Raw genomic sequence first — 17276 nt, forward strand, 5'->3', positions numbered from 1 at the left:
ATGCGCGCGATCTGCTGGAATGGGGTGGATGACATCGTCGTGGAGTCGGTGCCCGAGCCGAAGCTCATCAGCCCGCACGACGCCATCGTCCGCGTCTCGCTGTCGTCGGTCTGCGGCTCGGATCTGCACCTGCTCCACGGGTACGTCCCGACGATGAAGCAGGGCGACATCCTCGGGCACGAGTTCCTCGGCGAGGTCGTGGAGACGGGCGCCGAGGTGAAGCGGGTGCAGCGGGGCGATCGCGTCGTCGTGTCCTCCATCATCGGGTGTGGGCGGTGCGCGTATTGCCAGCGCGAGCTGTGGTCGCTCTGCGAGAACTCGAATCCTCATCACGTGGTGACGGACAGGGTGTTCGGGGACACGACGGCCGCGATCTTCGGCTACTCGCATGCATTCGGGGGCTTCGCGGGGAGCCACGCCGAGTACGTGCGCGTGCCGTTCGCGGATCACGGCGCGTTCAAGGTCCCCGACGGCGTGCGGGACGAGAGCGCCCTGTTCGCCTCCGACGCGCTCTCGACGGGCTACATGGCGGCCGAGCTCTGCGACATCCGCCCGGGCCAGGTCGTCGCCGTCTGGGGGTGCGGGGGCGTCGGTCAGATGGCGATCAAGAGCGCCTATCTCCTCGGCGCTGAGCGCGTCATCGCGATCGACCGGATCGCGGACCGCCTGGCGATGGCGAAGGCGCACGGGGGCGCCGACGCCGTGAACTACGCCGAGGTCGACGTCCAGGAGGCGCTCCGCGAGATGACGGGCGGGCGCGGCCCCGACGCCTGCATCGACGCGGTGGGCATGGAAGCCGACGGGACGGGCCTGCAGCACGCGGTCGATCGGGTGAAGCAGGCGTTCCGGATGCAGAGCGACCGCCCGCTCGTGCTGCGCGAGGCGATGCTGGCCTGCCGCAAGGGCGGCACGGTGTCCATCGTGGGCGTCTATTCCGGGTTCGCCGACAAGATCCCGCTCGGCGCGCTCATGAACAAGGCGCTCATCGTCAGGACCGGCCAGCAGCACGGACAGCGGTACATCCCGCGGCTGCTCGATCACATCCAGCGCGGCGACATCGATCCGTCGTACCTCCTGACGCACCGGATGTGCCTCGACGACGGGCCGCGCGGATACCGCCTCTTCGAGGCGCGCGCGGAGGCGTGCGTGCGCGCGGTGTTCGCCCCCTGACCCGGGCGAGGCCGCCGCCCCCGACCGCGAGCGCTAGCGCTCCTGCCCCTTCTCCAGCGTCGCCTGGATGGCCTGCGCCCGCTTCAGGTGGCTCGCCGTCTCGTCGCGAATGCGCTGGAGCTCCTGCTTCAGCTCCTGGCTCTTCACCCTCGGGATGGCCTTCTCGTCCAGCATCCGCAGGGCATGGGCATGCATCCTCACCTGGACGGCGATGTACGTCTGGTCGAACTTCTCGGCCGGCAGCTTCTGGAGGTACGCCGCGATGATGGCCGAGTGCCCGGCGATCATCGCGCTCGCCCGCGTCGGCTCCGCCTTGATCCGGAGACGCCGGAGGAGCGCGCTCAGGCGGATGTCCCCCTGGGTGTGGGCCTCGAGCATCTCCCCAGCGAAATCCTTCACCTCGCGCGACCGCGCCTGTTTGCGGGCGATCATCGCAAGGGAGATCTCAACGTGGTTGGCCACGGAGATCACCTTGACGAGGGCGCCGTCCGAGACCTGTGTCTCCTCGGACCGCGGGCTCACCTCCTCCAGCCCCTGCTGCTGCTGGGAGATCTGCGCGCCCTGATGGACGTAACCGCCTCGCCCCCCCGCGTGCGCGGAGCTGCCGATGACGCTCGCGGCGAGCGCGGCGATCACCGCGACGCGATGCTTGAAATGATGGCGCATCATGGTGGATTCCCTTCCTGGATTTCCGCGGCGCGCTTCACCGGCCGATCCGTGGATGCCCGCGGCTCACGACGTCTCGAACGTCAAGCAAGCGGCGGACCCGCTCTCGACGTAATCCGAGGGACTGCCCTGCTCATGGCGCTGCGCGCGGGCGCGCTCGCGGGGCGATCGACGCACACCCGGGGAGTCGTCCTCGCCGCATCTCGGGATTCCACGTCAAACCCATCAAGCTGGCCATCCCCCGTCGAATCGAGCGTGCAACCCCACAAAGGCGCTCGCCTCCTCGAAAGGCGCCCTCTCCGGCGTAGGCCCGGCTTCCTCGGCAATCGCGCTCCTCCGGGAAATCCCCTGCGCCCGGGGTGAGAGGGGCTTGCGGGGCGCCGGTCCCGGTGGTCAAGTGAAGCGTGGAGCGGCCCCCGGGCCGCCTCGCGCGCTGGCGAAGAGCTCGCCCGGGGGGCCTCCGCGAATTCGCACATGCCTGACCGCGGCTTCATCCTCACGCCCACGACCCGGGTCGTCGCCGGGTGCCCGGAGATCCATCTCCACGCGGTGATGGAGGACGGCGCGCCGGCGCTCCTCATCGAGGACAGGTTCAGGCCCTACTTCTTCGTGCGCGCCCGCGACGAGGACGTCGCGCGGCGGCTCGCGGACCGCCGCGTCTCTCCGCAAGCGCTCGAGACGCTCGACGGAGAGCCGGTCCTGCGCGTCGAGGCCGCGCTCCCGCGGGACGTCGCGGCGCTGCGCGACAGGCTGGCCGAGGCCGGCGCCGACGCCCTCGAGGCGGACGTGCGCTTTCCCTACCGCTTTCTCATCGATCGCGGCATCCGCGGGGCGTTCGCGGTCTCCGGGCCTTTCGAGCTCCACCCGGGCGTCGGGCGCGTGTACCGCAATCCCACGCTCGTCCCCGCGAGCTTCGTCCCCCGCCTCCGCGTGCTCTCGCTCGATATCGAGACGAGCCTCGACGGCGAGCACCTCTATGCGATCAGCCTCGCGGGGGCGGGCGCCGTGGCGGGCGCGGGCGGCGAGCGCTGCCTCCTCGTCCGCGACGAGCCGGTGCCCGGCGGGCTCCCCGCCTTCGTCGAGCGCTTCCCTGACGAGCGGACGCTCCTCGAGCGCTTCCTCGAGCTCGTCGCGCAGGCGGACCCCGACGTCCTCACCGGCTGGAACATCCCGGATTTCGATCTGCCCGCGCTCCAGCGTTATTGCCGGCGCGCCGGGCTCCTGTGCGCGCTCGGGAGGGGCGATGACGAGATCGCGATCCTGCGCGATCCGGGCTTCTCGCGCGAGGCGCGCGCCGTCCTGCCGGGGCGGGTGGTGCTCGACGGCCTCGCGCTCCTCCGCGGCGCCTTCCTGCGGCTCGACGATTACCGTCTGGAGACCGCCGCTCGGACGATCCTCGGGCGCGGCAAGCTGTTCGGGCCAGACGACCGGGGCGAGCAGATCGAGGCGTCGTACCGCGACGACCCGGCGCGGCTCGCGGAGTACAACCTCGAGGACGCGCGCCTCGTCCGGGATCTGCTGGAGAAGACGGGGCTCATCGAGCTCTCGGTGCGGAGGAGCCTGCTCACCGGCATGCAGGTCGACCGGGTGGGGGCGCAGATCGCCGCGATCGACTCGCTCTACCTTCCCGCGCTCCGCGCCCGCGGCAAGGTCGCGCCCTCGGTGTCGAGGGAGGGGCCGGAGGGAGAGACGGAGATCGCCGGCGGCCTGGTGCTCGATTCGCTCCCGGGGCTCTACCGCAACATCGTTGTGTACGATTACAAGAGCCTCTATCCGAGCCTCATTCGCACCTTCAACATCGACCCGCTGACGTTCGTCGCCGGGGGCGCCGGGCCGCCCGAGGCGCTCATCGTGACGCCGGGCGGCGCGGCCTTCCGGCGCGGAGAGCCGGGCATCTTGCCCGAGCTCGTCGCGCGCCTCTGGGACGAGCGGACCGAGGCGCGGCGGGCGGGCGACGAGCGGGGCGCGATGGCCATCAAGATCCTCATGAACTCGCTCTTCGGCGTGCTCGGCTCCCCCGCGTCGCGCCTGTTCTCCCCGGAGGTCGCGAACGCCATCACGCGCGCCGGGCAGCACGTCATCAGGCTCACGGCCGAGGCGGTGCGGAGGGCCGGGCACAGGGTGCTTTACGGGGACACCGACTCTCTCTTCGTCGACATCGGCGAGCCGGACGCGGCGCGCGCCGTCGCCCGGGCCGAGGAGCTCCGCGACGCCATCTCCGGGTCGGTCGCCGCCGAGATCGCGAGGACGTTCGGCTGCGAGAGCCGGCTGGAGCTCGAGTTCGAGAAGGTCTATGCCCGCTTCCTCCTGCCCGAGCTGCGCGGCGCCGCGCAGGGCAGCAAGAAGCGCTATGCCGGCCTCGTCGCCGGGGAGGGCGGCGACAAGCTCGAGATCGTCGGGCTCGAGGCGGTCCGGCGGGACGCGAGCGCGGTCGCGCGGCGCTTCCAGCGGGAGCTGCTCGAGCTGGTCTTCCACGATCGCCCGGTGGAGGGCTTCGTGCGGAGCTTCGTGACGGACCTCCGCGCGGGGCGGTTCGACGCGGAGCTCGTCTACAAGAAGGCGCTGAGGAAGCCGCTCGGCGCTTACACGAAGACGACGCCGCCGCACGTGAAGGCGGCCCGCAAGCTGGGCGGGGACGCGGGGCGGATCGTGGCCTATGTGATCACGCGCGCTGGCCCCGAGCCGGCGGGCCGGACGACGGCGCCGCCGGACTACGATCATTACGTGTCGCAGCAGCTCAAGCCGATCGCGGACTCGGTGCTGCGGTGGCTGGGCGGGGCCGATTTCGATGAGATGACGGGCGCGCGGCGGCAGCTCTCGCTGTTCTGACCCGGCGCTTGTCGCGCGAGGCGAACCCGGGGGCGGGCGGCCGCGAGGTCCCGGGGGCGCCCCGGGAGATCAAGAGCTCTCGGGCGCGCCCGGAAAGCTCACTTGGCCGACAGCGCGTCGGAGACCATCGCGCGCGCCTCGTCGAGCACGCGATCGAGGTGCGCCTGGTCCTTGAAGCTCTCCGCGTAGATCTTGTAGACGTCCTCGGTGCCCGAGGGCCGCGCGGCGAACCAGCCGTTCTCCGCGACGACCTTGAGCCCGCCGATCTCGCCGCCGTTGCCGGGCGCGCGCGTGAGCTTGGCGGTGATCGGCTCGCCCGCGAGGGTCTCGGCGCGCACCGCGTCGGGGGAGAGCTTCTTGAGCACGCTCTTCTGGCTCGGCGTGGCCGGCGCGTCGATGCGCGTGTAGATCGGCGCGCCGAACCGCGCGGTGAGGTCGCGGTAGTGCTCGGCCGGGTCGCGCCCGGTGCGGGCGAGGATCTCGGCGGCGAGCAGGTCGAGGAGGATACCGTCCTTGTCCGTCGACCACACCTGCCCGTTCTTCCGCAGGAACGAGGCGCCCGCGCTCTCCTCGCCGCCGAAGCCGAGCGAGCCGTCGAGCAGCCCGTCGACGAACCACTTGAAGCCGACCGGCACCTCGCGGAGCGGGCGGCCGAGGTCCTTCGCCACCCGATCGATCATGCTGCTCGAGACGAGCGTCTTGCCCACGGCCGCGTCGGACCGCCAGAGCGGGCGGTTCCGGAAGAGGTAGGACACCGCCACGGCGAGGTAATGGTTCGGGTTCATCAGCCCGGCGCTGCGGGTGACGATGCCGTGGCGATCCGAGTCGGCGTCGTTGCCGAACGCGAGATCGTAGTCGTCCTTGAGCGCGATGAGGTTCGCCATCGCGTGCGGCGACGAGCAATCCATGCGGATCTTGCCGTCGTGATCGAGGGGCATGAAGCTGAAGGTGGGGTCGACGGCCTGGTTCACCACCGTGATATCCAGCCCGAATTTCTCGGCGATCGGCGCCCAGTACGCGATGTTCGAGCCGCCGAGCGGGTCGACGCCGATGCGCAGCTTCGCGCCGCGGACGGCCTCGAGATCGACGACGTTGCCGAGATCGGCGACGTAGGGGCCGATGAAATCGTACGGGTGGGTCGTCGGCGCGCGCAGCGCGGCCTCGTAGGGCGTGCGCTTCACGCCCGCGTTGTCGGCGCGGAGCAGCTCGTTGGCGCGCGCCTCGATCCAGCCGGTGACGGCGGTGTCGGCCGGCCCGCCGTTCGGCGGGTTGTACTTGATGCCGCCGTCGTCGGGCGGGTTGTGCGACGGCGTGATCACCACGCCGTCCGCGAGCCCCGAGGTGCGCCCGCGGTTGGCGGTGAGGATCGCGTGCGAGATGGCCGGCGTCGGCGTGACGCCGTTCCGCTCGGCGATGAGGACGTCGACGCCGTTGGCCGCGAAGACCTCGATCACGCTGCGCTGCGCCGGCTCCGAGAGCGCGTGCGTGTCCATGCCGAGGTAGAGCGAGCCCGTCGTTCCCTCCTTCGCGCGGTAGTCGCAGATGGCCTGCGCGACCGCGAGGACGTGCGCCTCGTTGAAGCTGCGCCGCGCGGCCGAGCCGCGGTGGCCGGAGGTGCCGAAGGCGACGCGCTGCTGCGGATCGCCCATGTCGGGGCGCTCGCTGTAGTACTGCGCGCGCAGCGCGTCGGGATCGATCAGCACATCGGGAGGGGCCTTGCGGCCTGCGAGCGGGTGGAGCGGCATGAGCCTCCGCATAGTCGAGCGCGCGGGACGAACAAAGCCCTCCGCAGCGCGCGGCGGGTGCTCCGCGCCTTTCCGCTCGCGGGTGCGCGGCGCCTCGGAGTCCCTTCCTTCCTGCTGCTGCGCCTCCTGTGCCACGGTATGCTCGCCTGGCAGATGACGGGGGACAGCCGATGACACGGGGTAACGGAGACCGCACGATGCGCCTGCGCGGCCGCGCCGTCGCTGCCGCGCTGGTGCTCCTCGCGTCGCTCTCCGGCTGCGCCGGCGCGCAGGCCGCCGCCGGCGCGCCGGCCCCGCGGAAGCCCGCCTCGACCGCTGCGCGCCGGAGCTCCGTCGTCGTCGAGCGCGGCGTCGAGTACAGCCTCGCCGGCGGCCAGCGGCTCCTGGCCGACGTCCTCCGGCCCGATCCGCCGCGCGCGGCCCGCCTGCCGGCCGTCGTGTACCTCCACGGCGGGAGCTGGAGGCGGGGCTCGCGGGAGCAAGGCCACGAGCTCCTCCCGCAGCTCGTCGCGACGGGCCGGTACGTCGGGATCACCATCGACTACCGCTTCACGCCGGCCTTCCCCTGGCCCGCGCAGCTCCGCGACGCGGAGGCCGCCGTCCGCTGGGCGCGCGCGGCGGCGGACCGCTATGGCATCGATCCGGAGCGAATCGCCGTCTGGGGAGAGTCCTCCGGCGGCCAGATCGCGAGCGTGCTCGGCACGACGGCCGGCGATGCTGCGATCGAGGGAGAGCCTCCTCCGGGCGGCCCCCGGCCGCCGACGAGCCGTGTCGAGGCCGTCATCAACTTCTGCGGACCGACGGACATGGCGGCTTTCTTCGCCTCGGCGACGACGCCCGACGCGATCGCCGAGATGCACGGCCGGCTCGATCCGCTCTTCGACGGCCCTCCGCCGGAGCGCGCGGACCTCGTGCGCTCGGCCTCCGCGATCCACCACGTCGACGCGCAGGATCCCCCGTTCCTGTTGATGCACGGCACGCGCGACGAGGTGGTCCCGTTCCGCCTCTCCGTCGCCATGCACGGCGCGCTCTTGAGCGCGGACGTGCCGAGCGTGCTCGTCCCCGTCGCCGCGTGGGGGCACGGCTTCCGCGGCGCCGAGATCGACCGGCGCGTGCTGGCGTTCCTCGACAGGGTCCTCTGGCGCGCGCCCATCGTCGTCTCCAGCGAGCCCGTGCGCGCCGAGCGGCCCCCCGACTGACGGCCCATGGCGACCCGCGACGCGCCGCTCCGGCTGCTGCTCCTCCCCGGTCTCGACGGCACTGGCGCGCTCTTCGAGCCCTTTCTCTCGACGCTGTCCGCCGACATCGCGCCGGAGGTCGTCTCCTACCCCGCGGACAGGGCGCTCGATTACGGCGCGCTCGAGGAGCTGGTCGCGGCGCGCCTGCCCGCGGACGGGCCGTATGCGCTGCTCGGCGAGTCGTTCTCGGGGCCGCTCGCGCTCCGCCTGGCCTGCCGGAGCGCCGGCCAGCTCGTCGGCGTGGTGCTCGTGGCCACCTTCGTCACGAACCCGGTGTGGCTCGTGCCGTCGCTGGCGCGGCACCTCGTCGGCCCGTGGCTCTTCCGGCGCCGCGCGCCGGAGCTCGTGTCGCGCCGCTACCTCGTCGGCGCGCGCGCCTCCGCCGCGTGGCTGGAGCGCGTGGCCGCGAACGTCGAGACCGTCGATCCCGCGGTGATGGCGGCGCGCGTGCGCGAGGTGCTCTCGGTGGACGCGCGCGCGGCGCTCCAGGGCTGCGCCGCGCCGCTGCTCTACCTGGGCGCCGCGGGCGACGCGCTGGTGCCACCGCGCGTGCTGCGCGAGCTCCGCCGCATGCGGCCCGACCTGGAGTACGTCACGGTCGACGCTCCGCACCTCGTGCTGCAGCTCGCGCCGGAGGCGTCGGCGCGCGCGATCGAGGGCTTCCTGAGGCGCGCGGCCGACAAGGTGGAGACCTGAGCGCCGCCCGCCTCGCCGTCCCCCGCGGGAGGCCGTGGCGGTGGCGAGGAGGGCCCCGCCCCCCTCGCGCTCAGGATCGGCGGTTCACAGCGGCCTGTCCTTCGCCGTCGCCTCGAGCCAGTCCGCGCACGCGCCTTCCTCGGCGGGCGGCTGAGCGCCCTTGAGGAGATACCACGCCTCCCGGTGCTCCGCGCGGGCGCCGGGCGAAACGCGCTGCAGCGGGCCGAGCGACTCGATCTCGAGCATGTCCGCGTTCGTGAACGTCTCGAAGTTGCACCCCATGTCCGGGTACGTGGCGCCCTCGACGAACGGGAACCGCTTCAGGAACACGTTCCCGTGGTTCGCGTACGCCGCGTAGCCCTGGGTCACGAGCGCACCCACCTTCTGCGGCCCCTTGCCCGCGACCTGCCGCAGGCGGATCACGCGCTTGCCCCAGGTCCACCGGGGCTCGGCCATGTCGGTGTACGACCACAGCACGAGCGGCCGCGCCGGCAGGACGCGATCGGGGTGCGGGACGAACGGCGCCTGCGGGAACAGGCACTCGCCGCCGCCCGCCATCACGGAGAGCGACCACGGGGCGAACTCGACCGCATAGGCGCTGTGGTTCTCGATCGCATGATCGATGACGAACCTGCCCGCCGCCGCGTCCGCCGCGATGCGGACCTCCTTCTGCATTCCGTACCTGTCCGGCGCGGTCCGGAGCACGAGCGCGCCGTTCTCCTCCCGGTGGTCGACCGGATCGTTGTCGGGCTGCAACGTCCGCTGCTCGTCCTCGGGGCCGATCCAGAGCCGGTGACCGCCGTAGAACCTGTACTTGGTCCCGCCTGTCGCGCCCTGGTCCTCGGGGATCTCGGAGAACTCGTTCGGACCGCCGATGACGCCGTACCGGATGATGCGCGGGCCGATGTCGAGCGTGACGATGAGCTCCGTGTCGCCGCAGACGAGGCGCGCGGCACGCTTCCAACCACCGTAAGGGATGATCTCCATGCCGGCGGTCTCGTACCGCAGAACCGGAGGGCGGTTCAACCCCGACTGCCGCGCCCGCTCCCGCGCCATCGCCCTGGACATCCGGCGCCGGGGCCGCCTGGCCCCGCGACCGCTCAGGTGCCGCTGCCGGCGAGGCGCTCCGGAGGCGCGAAGTCGGCCGGGCGGCCGCCGAGGCCCATCGAGATGACGCGCCGCCAGCGGAGGTCGCCGAGGTCGAGCGCGAGATCCTGCAGGTGCGGCAGCGCGTGCGCGCGGCTCGACGCGGCGGCGACGGCGCGGAGCAGCGGCACGACGAGGTGCGAGCGCTGCCGGGGCACGCCGAGCTGCTCGGCAAGCTCGTCGCCCAGCACGGCCCGGGAGAGGCCGCAGGAGATGGCCATGAACCGCTCGGCGCTCCGGCGCTCGCCGTCGGTCCGCGCGCTGCGCACCCTGCGGGTGAGCAGCGCGTCCACGAGCATGCGCGAGTCGTGGTCCGGCGCGCCCTGCGTCGCGAAGATCATCTCGGCCAGCCGTCGCGCCTGGACATAGGAGCCGGGGATGAGCTCCGGCTCGACGCCGATGACGTGGGCCACGTAGCGCCAGAGGTGGACGAGGTCCTCCCTCTGGTCGGGCGCGAAGCGGTAAGCGAGCTTGTCGAGGCCGTCGATGACCGCGACCGAGAAGAGCAGCGCCGTCGCCACCATGTCGTGCTGGTTGATCGGCTCGCCCCAGAGGGCCGCCTGCCACCGGCCGCTCGCGCGGATGAGGCGCCGCACCTGCGCGTGCATGACACGCACCTTGACGGTGATCGCGAAGCCCTCGCCGGAGCGGCGCATTCCGTTCGCCTGGCTCACCGCATAGACGAACCGGCTCGTCTCGGCGAGGCGGCGCTCGGCCTGCTCGCGGAGCCTCCCCGAGAAGACGAGCGGCTTGTTCCCGCCGGGCGACGCGTACCCGAGGATGAGCGACTGCATCGCGAGCAAGATCCCGCCGAGGACGCCCGTTCGCAGGAACGCCGCCCCGCCGCGGTTCACCGCCTCCCAGTCGACCCAGAGGGGCACGTGATCGACCGACGCGAAGAGCGCCCGCAGCTCGGCCGGGGCCTCTTTCGCCGTGCGGTCATCGTCCATGCCGCGCATGCCGCGCGCGAGGGCAGCCTCCAGGAGGCGAAAGCCCTGGCCCGGCGGCATCGACGCGAACGCGTCCACGAGGGCGTCGGCGACCGGATCGACGCGGAGCAGGAAGGGCCCCAGGCGATCGAGCTGGTCGCCGAAGCGACGGCGGGCGTCTGCGGTGTCCTGGAAGCGAGCGGGGATCGTCGCGTTCTCCATGGGCTGCAACAGGATACCCCTTGGCACATCGGCCGCGCTCCGCAAAGGCGACGCCGCACGAAGCGGAGCTCCGCGGATCACCGCGGTGAGATCGCGCGCCCCCGCTGCGCAAGGCAGAACCTGAGCCCCTCCCGCAGGCTGCGCATCGGGTTCAGCTCATCGAACGCGACGCCGATCGCGACGAGCGTCTCCGCGACATGACCGCCCAGGCCGGTGAGGACGCAGCGCGCGCCGAGGAGCTGCACCGCCTGAGCCAGCTTGATGAGGTGCTGGGCGGTCATGGAGTCGATGAGCGTGACGCCGGTCAGATCGAGGATCACCCACTCGACGTCGCTGTCTTCCGCCACGCGCACGAGGAGCCGCTCGGTCACCTCGACCGCGCGCACCGAGTCGAACAGCCCGACGAGCGGGAGCGTGAGGATGCCGTGCCATATGTCGATGATCGGCACCGAGAGCTCCCGGATCGCGCACTCCTGGCGCTGGATGGTGTCCAGCTGATGCTCGAGCTCGCGCTTCGAGGCGGCGAGCGCGGCGAGCGCCTGGCTCTTCTGCTGCGTGGTCGCGGAGAGCTCGGAGAGAAAGACGCGCAGAGCCTCCTCGATCACCCCGAAGGCGTCGTGTTCGACCGCCGCCAGCTGCTTCAGCGCGAGCTCGACCTCTCCCGTGGACGCGAGCGCAACCGCATCGATGACGCGTTGCATCCGGCTTTCCTCGATGGAGATCAACTTCTCGGATTCTTGCATGGGCTCCTGTGGGCGCAGCAGGGATGGATCGGTGAGGAAGCGGGGTCACCGGGCTCATGCGCGGGGTGGACCTCGCCGGCCCGCATGGGAGGACGTGCTGGCGGTGACCTGGTCTTGTGCGCCCGATCGCACGGCTCTACGTGTCCCAACATCCTACCTCGCGTTCGGGCATGTGAACCGACGTTCGACCAAGATGGGATAGATAGCCTATCCCCGGCGCGGCTGAAATGAGCCTGGCCGGCTGATGCGCGCTTCCCCGCTGCCCGCTCTCGGGACCTCGTGTTCAATCGACCGAGCGAACGCAACGAAACCCGGTGGAGACGTCACCTGCCTCACGATCATACGCGAGCCGGAAGGTCGCTTTTGCCGTGCTGGCGGAGAAGTCCCACGATCCCCCCCGGAGCACGCCCCTGCTCCCGGTCGCCGGCACCTGGGGATCTGTCTGGGCGCCTCTGGCATACACACCTGGGTCCCAGCCGTCAGCCACCCACTCCCAGACGTTGCCCGCCATGTCGAGCGCGCCCGATGAGCTCGCTCCGGCCTTGGCCGAGCCGACCTCCTGGGTGCCCCGGCCGCGCCCGCCGCAGCCCTGCCCGGGAGGCCGAGACACGACCGCGTGCGCGCACCCCGGAGGCTCGTTGCCCCACGGATACTCGCGCCCGTCGGCGCCGCGCGCGGCGTATTCCCACTCGGCCTCGGTCGGGAGCCGCTTGCCAGCGAAGGCGCAGTACGCGGCCGCCTGCGCCTGGTCGACGCACGAGATCGGGTGTTGCGACTTCGCGGGATCCGCCGCGGTGCAGAGCGCGCCGCGCTGCTCGACGTCGGCGTCGGTCGTGCGGGGGCCGTGCAGGCCGCTGGGCGTGCACCGGCCCGCCTCGACGCAGCGCTGGTAGGCCGCGACCGTCACCTCGGTGCGATCGACGTCGAACGCGCGGGTCAGCGTCACCTCGTGGGGCGGGCGCTCGGATTTGCCGCCCTTCGCGCTGCCCATCGTGAAGCGGCCTGCCGGCATCCGGACCATGTCCGGCGCGGGCGGCGCCTTCATCGGGGGCGCGGTCAGGCCGCCGAGCGCACGTGCCGGTCGCGCGCCGTCGGGGGCGCGGTGGCGGACGAACGCGACGGCCCCTGCGCCGGCCACGGCCAGCGCGGCCGCCGAGACCAGCGCGGGCAACAGGCGCCGCCGCGGAGCGGCCCTGGTGGCCTGGGGCGTGGGAGGGGGCGACGCCGGTTGCGGGGCTGCCTGCGGCGGCGCGCTCGTCGCCAGGCCACGCATCGTCGTGAGGGATGGCTCGGGCGGCGCGCCGGCGGGCGCGGCCGTCGCCATCGCGGCCTCGAGCGCTCCCCAGAGCTCGCCTGCCGTGCGGTAGCGCTCCCGCGGGTCGATCGCGAGCGCGCGGCGCACCACCGCCTCGACGGCGTCGGGCGCGCTCACGCCCGCGCCGCCCAGGCTCGGGCGGAACGCCGGATCGGTCGCGGCGATGTACAGCTGCGTGACGTCGCTGCCGAGGAGGGCGCGGTTGCCCGAGGCCACCTCGATGAGCACCAGGGCGAGCGCGAAGACGTCGGTCCACGGCCCGGTCGCGCCGAAGCGGTGGTGAAACTGCTCCGGCGCGCCGTAATGGACGGTGAAGGCCCGGAGCGCGCTCCCTGTCTCGGCCATCGCCTGCGTCATGCTCGAGAGCTCGCCGAGCACCTTGGCGATGCCGAAGTCCAGCACCTTCAGCGTGCGCCGGCCGCCGATCTCCGCGAGGAACAGGTTGGCCGGCTTGACGTCGCGGTGGGCGACGCCCTGCGCGTGCGCGACATCGAGCGCGTACGCCGCGGGCGCGAGCAGGGCGACCGCCTCGGCGAGCGGGCGCGCCGCCTCGCCGCGAGCGCGCCGCTCGGCGATCTCGCGGTCGAGCGGCACGCCATGGAGCCACTCGAGCACGAGATAAGGCGTCCACTCGCCCGACGGCGAGACCGCGGCGCCGGTGTCGAGGGCCTGCACGATGCCGGCGCTCGCCCGGGAGAGGCGGTGGAGGAGCCGCCCCTCGTCGAGGAGCATCCGCTGGAACGACGCGCGCTCCGCCGGGGCCAGCGATCCGAGCAGCTTCAGGCACTTGACCGCGACCGGCTCGTCGAACCCGAGGTGCTGGCCGCGGTAGACGACGCCGAACCCGCCCTCGCCGACCACGGCGTCGAGCCGGTACTTGCCGCCGATCGTCGCGCCCACCCAGCCGAAGGGATCCGAAGGTGCCATCTCGCGGCGCGAGTCTACACCGGGCGCCGCGGCCGCGCGGAGCTCGCGCCGAGAGTGGCGCCGAGCGCCCCGACGCCGTCTGAGCCCCAGCGCCCGAGAGGATCCGGACGGATCCAGAGCGTGCCTGTGTCTCCAGGCCCCCTCAGGGCGCCCGCTCCTCGAACCCGCCCGGCCTCAGCGCCCGCTCGAAGAACGCGCACAGCTCCTCGTGCCGCGCGCGCGCGTCCGCGCGGCCTATCTCGATGAGCCGCCCCGCGAACTCCCCCTCGAACAGCAGGTAGGACAGGAAGTCGGCCTCGCGCTGCTCGTCTCCCTCGGCGAGGCGCCGCATCACGCGGCCGAGCACGCTCGTGGCCCGCGCGCGGAACGCCGGGGATCGCACGAACTCCGCCGCCAGGCTGCCGATGTCCTTGGAGGCGCGGATGAGCAGCGACCGCATCGGCCGGAGCGCGCGCCCCGGCGGCAGCCCGAGCTCGTCGTTGAGCTCGCCGATGAAGCCCTCGCCATAGCGCCGCCGCCCCGCCTCCAGGATCCCGTTGATGCTCTCGAGGCGCGCCAGGTCGTTGTCGATCCGGTCGAGCATCAGCGCGTTCAGCGTCTTGCCGAGCAGGAAGAGGGGCCCGGGGAAGCCCGGCGCGTCGCGCTCGGCCGCGCTCGACGCGGGCTCGATGTACCGCGGATTGACCACGATCACGCCGTCGGCCCCGAGGCGCCGCGCGGGCGACAGCGGGACGTTCTGGCGCAGCCCGCCATCGCAGTAGAGCTCTCCGTCGATGTTCACCGGGCGGAACAGGATGGGGAGCGCGGACGAGGCGAGCGCGTGCTGCGCGCGGATCGCGGTGGCGCGGGGGGAGATCGTCGGGTCGTGGCTCCAGGGCGGCAGGCCGGGCTCGCGGCGGTGGACGAAGACGACGGTGCGGCCGCTCTTGACCAGCGTCGTCGACACGGTCAGCGCCGACAGGAGCCCCCTCTCGAGGTGGCCGTCGATCCGCTCGAAGGGCACGGCCTCCGCGATCTGCCGCTCGAGGCCCGACGTGTCGAGGAGCGCGGCGCGTCCGCCGCTCGCGGGCGCGCTCGCGGCGCCCCCGCGGAGCAGATCGTGCCCGACCGCGAGCACGCCGCGCACGTCGAGGCGCACGAGATCGTCGATGCGCAGGCGCGTCCACACCCCGGCGAGCCGCCGCGCGCGGCTCCGCGCCTCGTCCGCGAACGCGGCGAGCCCACAGACGTTGATGGCGCCGACCGAGGTGCCGCACAGGATATCGAGCGGCGCCTCGCGGCCGAGATCGCGAGAGACGTCCTCGAGGATGTGCTGCACCACGCCGACCTCGTAAGCGCCGCGCGCGGCGCCGCCGGCCAGGACGAGCGCGATCTTGGGGGCGCGGCCACTCCGGGTCGAGACGGGCGCCAGGTCAGCCATGTTCGCAGAATACCATGATCGCCACCGTGACATGGTCTCTTTGGCGCGCGCTCAAGCCCGGCGCGCGTGCCGGCGCGCGTGCTACACCCGCCGTGAGCGCGGGCATGGAGGCGCGCGGTGACGGCAGATGACGGCAATCTACCTGGCCCTTGCCTACCTCCTCGGAGCGATCCCGACAGGCTACCTCTTCGGCCGGTTCGTCAAAGGGGTCGACCTCCGCGAGGTCGGCTCGGGGAACATCGGCGCGACGAACGTCCTGCGCGCCTTCGGCTGGGGGCCTGGCCTGGCCGTCCTCGCCGCGGATGTGGCGAAGGGCGCGCTCGTCGCCGGGCCCCTCGCGTCGTGGCTCTCCGTCGCGCCGGGCGGGTGGGTCGCCGCGGCGGGCGGCCTCACCGCGGTGCTGGGCCACGACTACACGGTCTTCCTCGGGATGCGGGGCGGCAAGGGCGTCGCGACGTCCTGCGGTGTCCTGCTGGTGCTGGCGCCGCGGTCCACGCTCGCCACGCTGGCCGTCTTCGCGGTCATCGTGCGGGTGACCCGCATGGTCTCGGCGGGCTCCCTCGCCGGGGCCCTCGCCCTGCCCCTCTTCCTCTGGCTCCTCGGCGAGCGGGGCGCCCCGGCCCTCTCCCTCTCGCTGCTCCTCGCCGCGCTCGTCTGGCTCAAGCACATCCCGAACATCCGGCGGATGCTCGCGGGCACCGAGAGCACGATCTCGTTCGGGAGGCGGCGCCACGACGAGCACGACGGCCCGCCGCGCGACGGCGAGCGCCGCTGACGGCCGCGGCGTCGCTCGGCCGCCGAGCGCGGCGCTCGCTCACTTGGTCATGGTCTTCGTGAAGATCACCACGCCTTGTTTGTCGATGAACTCGAACAGCAGGTTCCTCCCCTCGAACCGCAGGTAGGCGAAGCCCTCGGTCTTGTCCGTGAAGAAGAGCTGCCCCGGCTCGGTCGGGATCGAGGAGGAGACCGGGCGGATCTTCGAGCCGGCCCCGCTGACGGCGAAATAGGTGTTCGGGCAGCCCTCGTCTCGCCCCTTGTCGATGAACTCGAGGTTGTGGTCGTGGCCGGCCATGTACATGTCGGTCCCGCAGTAGATGGCCTGCTGCATGGCGAACATCCCGCTCATCCCGAGCGACGGGTTGTCCGAGGCGTGAGCTCCGGACGTGTAGCGGGGGTGATGGCCAAAGGCGATCTTCCACGTGGCGTCCGAGGCGGCGACCCGCGCGCTCATGTAGCGCGCCTGGTCATCGGAGGTGAAGTCGACGGTATCGATCCCGAAGAGATGGACGTCGCCGACGCGAACGTCGTAATACGAGGCGGGCATGTGCCACTTGTCGGTCAGCCGCATGCCGGACCCGTCGCCCACGGGCAGCCGCGAGTAGTCGATCTGCGCTTGCCGCACGCCGCTGCTGCTGGGGCCGTAGTCGTGGTTCCCCAGCACCGCGTAGAACGGGAGGCCGTTCAGCCCCGGTCTGTCGTAGGGCTGCTCGAACTTGGGGCCCCACTGCGTATCGATCGTGTCGACCACGCCGTGATCGTAGAAATTGTCGCCGTTCATCATGACGGCGTGACAGCCCCCGACCTCGATGCACTTCTCGCTCATCCGATCGGCGACCTGGTTCTGCGCGAGGTTTCCCTCGCCGGTGTCGCCGATCGCGAGGATCCTGACGACATCATGGCGAGAGACGACGGTCCCGATGGCCTGTTCGCGCCCCGCGCCCGAGCCCGCTCCGGGGTCCCCGGCGCTCCCGCCGCTCGGCCCGGCGCCGATGCTCGCGGCGCCCGTGCTGGTCAGCTCATCGCCTGTCCCGTCGTGCGCTCCGGCGATCGGGATCGGCACGCTGTCCGCCACGCCGCAGCCCGCGCCGACCGCGACGGCCGGCGACGCGGAGAGGACGAGGGCAACAACGGACTTCGTGGAGATCGCGAGAGGACGAGCTGCGCGGAGAGGCTTCATCTGGCGCTCATTGTAACCAACGCCGGTCTCCGAGGATCACCCGCCCAAAGCTTTGTTCGCCCCGGCGCGCCAGCAGCCCCGAGCACGCAAGCGCTTCCACCCAGACCGGACACAGGCGTCAACACGGTATCCGCGCCGCGGCCCGGCCGGAACCACCGCCACGACGGGCGCTGAGCCCGATCCGCCCCCCCAGCATCAACCTCCCCTTCCGACAGACCACATATAGAATTTGAATATCATTTTCAAATTTGACAACGGAGCCAACATGATCCG

The 17276-nt window shown here is 72.3% G+C and carries 13 protein-coding genes; 5 read left to right on the forward strand and 8 right to left on the reverse strand.

All coding sequences use genetic code 11. The features are described from left to right. A complete protein-coding gene (locus WMF45_RS30925) occupies positions 1-1170 on the forward strand; it encodes a zinc-dependent alcohol dehydrogenase (protein ID WP_437708637.1) in 1170 nt (389 codons plus the stop codon). Positions 1171-1203: 33 nt separating this feature from the next. On the opposite strand, the gene WMF45_RS30930 is transcribed toward WMF45_RS30925, so the two are convergent. Continuing rightward, positions 1204-1839, reverse strand: a complete 636-nt coding sequence (locus WMF45_RS30930) for a DUF4142 domain-containing protein (protein WP_437708639.1) — start codon at positions 1837-1839, stop codon at positions 1204-1206. Positions 1840-2310: 471 nt separating this feature from the next. Here WMF45_RS30930 and WMF45_RS30935 point away from each other — a divergent pair, with 471 nt between their 5' ends. Then, complete coding sequence (locus tag WMF45_RS30935; RefSeq protein WP_437708641.1) at positions 2311-4665, forward strand: DNA polymerase II; 2355 nt, start codon at positions 2311-2313, stop codon at positions 4663-4665. Between the two features lie 98 nt (positions 4666-4763). On the opposite strand, the gene pgm is transcribed toward WMF45_RS30935, so the two are convergent. Beyond that, positions 4764-6410 (reverse strand): phosphoglucomutase (alpha-D-glucose-1,6-bisphosphate-dependent), encoded by a 1647-nt coding sequence (pgm, locus tag WMF45_RS30940; RefSeq protein ID WP_437708643.1) that lies wholly within the window; start codon positions 6408-6410, stop codon positions 4764-4766. A gap of 197 nt (positions 6411-6607) precedes the next feature. On the opposite strand from pgm, the gene WMF45_RS30945 reads away from it, so the two are divergent. Continuing rightward, a complete protein-coding gene (locus tag WMF45_RS30945) occupies positions 6608-7609 on the forward strand; it encodes an alpha/beta hydrolase fold domain-containing protein (RefSeq protein WP_437708645.1) in 1002 nt (333 codons plus the stop codon). Positions 7610-7615: 6 nt separating this feature from the next. Next, positions 7616-8344, forward strand: a complete 729-nt coding sequence (locus WMF45_RS30950; RefSeq protein ID WP_437708647.1) for an alpha/beta fold hydrolase — start codon at positions 7616-7618, stop codon at positions 8342-8344. 84 nt (positions 8345-8428) lie between these two features. Here the strand turns inward: WMF45_RS30950 and WMF45_RS30955 are convergent, their stop codons facing one another. The 5 genes from WMF45_RS30955 to WMF45_RS30975 form a co-directional block, all read right to left on the reverse strand. Further along, on the reverse strand, positions 8429-9331 hold the full coding sequence (locus tag WMF45_RS30955; RefSeq protein ID WP_437708649.1) for a hypothetical protein: 903 nt from the start codon (positions 9329-9331) through the stop codon (positions 8429-8431). 113 nt (positions 9332-9444) lie between these two features. Further along, positions 9445-10641 (reverse strand): oxygenase MpaB family protein, encoded by a 1197-nt coding sequence (locus tag WMF45_RS30960; protein ID WP_437708650.1) that lies wholly within the window; start codon positions 10639-10641, stop codon positions 9445-9447. A gap of 77 nt (positions 10642-10718) precedes the next feature. Continuing rightward, positions 10719-11342 carry an STAS domain-containing protein gene (locus WMF45_RS30965; protein ID WP_437708651.1) on the reverse strand — a complete coding sequence of 208 codons (624 nt, stop codon included), beginning with the start codon at positions 11340-11342 and terminating at the stop codon, positions 10719-10721. Between the two features lie 325 nt (positions 11343-11667). Continuing rightward, positions 11668-13626: a bifunctional serine/threonine-protein kinase/formylglycine-generating enzyme family protein gene (locus WMF45_RS30970; RefSeq protein WP_437708652.1), complete on the reverse strand. Its 1959-nt coding sequence runs from the start codon at positions 13624-13626 to the stop codon at positions 11668-11670. A 142-nt stretch (positions 13627-13768) separates the two neighbouring features. Then, on the reverse strand, positions 13769-15046 hold the full coding sequence (locus WMF45_RS30975) for a patatin-like phospholipase family protein (RefSeq protein WP_437708653.1): 1278 nt from the start codon (positions 15044-15046) through the stop codon (positions 13769-13771). A 127-nt stretch (positions 15047-15173) separates the two neighbouring features. Between WMF45_RS30975 and plsY the strand changes: the two genes are divergently transcribed. After that, entirely contained in the window at positions 15174-15821 is a 648-nt protein-coding gene (plsY, locus tag WMF45_RS30980) for a glycerol-3-phosphate 1-O-acyltransferase PlsY (RefSeq protein ID WP_437708654.1), read from the forward strand. Between the two features lie 39 nt (positions 15822-15860). Here plsY and WMF45_RS30985 read toward each other — a convergent pair whose 3' ends face one another. After that, positions 15861-17003 (reverse strand): purple acid phosphatase family protein, encoded by a 1143-nt coding sequence (locus WMF45_RS30985; RefSeq protein ID WP_437708655.1) that lies wholly within the window; start codon positions 17001-17003, stop codon positions 15861-15863. Positions 17004-17276 lie beyond the last annotated feature (273 nt).

The sequence above is a fragment of the Sorangium sp. So ce448 genome (assembly GCF_051520915.1).
In the GTDB taxonomy this organism is placed as follows: Bacteria; Myxococcota_A; Polyangia; order Polyangiales; family Polyangiaceae; genus Sorangium; species Sorangium cellulosum_B.

What these genes read in the sequence shown, in the direction of transcription:
- WMF45_RS30925 (WP_437708637.1), top strand. Translation starts at nt 1, where the DNA reads ATGCGCGCGATCTGCTGGAATGGGGTGGATGACATCGTCGTGGAGTCG.
- WMF45_RS30930 (WP_437708639.1), bottom strand. Translation starts at nt 1,839, where the DNA reads ATGATGCGCCATCATTTCAAGCATCGCGTCGCGGTGATCGCCGCGCTC.
- WMF45_RS30935 (WP_437708641.1), top strand. Translation starts at nt 2,311, where the DNA reads ATGCCTGACCGCGGCTTCATCCTCACGCCCACGACCCGGGTCGTCGCC.
- pgm (WP_437708643.1), bottom strand. Translation starts at nt 6,410, where the DNA reads ATGCCGCTCCACCCGCTCGCAGGCCGCAAGGCCCCTCCCGATGTGCTG.
- WMF45_RS30945 (WP_437708645.1), top strand. Translation starts at nt 6,608, where the DNA reads ATGCGCCTGCGCGGCCGCGCCGTCGCTGCCGCGCTGGTGCTCCTCGCG.
- WMF45_RS30950 (WP_437708647.1), top strand. Translation starts at nt 7,616, where the DNA reads ATGGCGACCCGCGACGCGCCGCTCCGGCTGCTGCTCCTCCCCGGTCTC.
- WMF45_RS30955 (WP_437708649.1), bottom strand. Translation starts at nt 9,331, where the DNA reads ATGGAGATCATCCCTTACGGTGGTTGGAAGCGTGCCGCGCGCCTCGTC.
- WMF45_RS30960 (WP_437708650.1), bottom strand. Translation starts at nt 10,641, where the DNA reads ATGGAGAACGCGACGATCCCCGCTCGCTTCCAGGACACCGCAGACGCC.
- WMF45_RS30965 (WP_437708651.1), bottom strand. Translation starts at nt 11,342, where the DNA reads ATGCAACGCGTCATCGATGCGGTTGCGCTCGCGTCCACGGGAGAGGTC.
- WMF45_RS30970 (WP_437708652.1), bottom strand. Translation starts at nt 13,626, where the DNA reads ATGGCACCTTCGGATCCCTTCGGCTGGGTGGGCGCGACGATCGGCGGC.
- WMF45_RS30975 (WP_437708653.1), bottom strand. Translation starts at nt 15,046, where the DNA reads ATGGCTGACCTGGCGCCCGTCTCGACCCGGAGTGGCCGCGCCCCCAAG.
- plsY (WP_437708654.1), top strand. Translation starts at nt 15,174, where the DNA reads ATGACGGCAATCTACCTGGCCCTTGCCTACCTCCTCGGAGCGATCCCG.
- WMF45_RS30985 (WP_437708655.1), bottom strand. Translation starts at nt 17,003, where the DNA reads ATGAAGCCTCTCCGCGCAGCTCGTCCTCTCGCGATCTCCACGAAGTCC.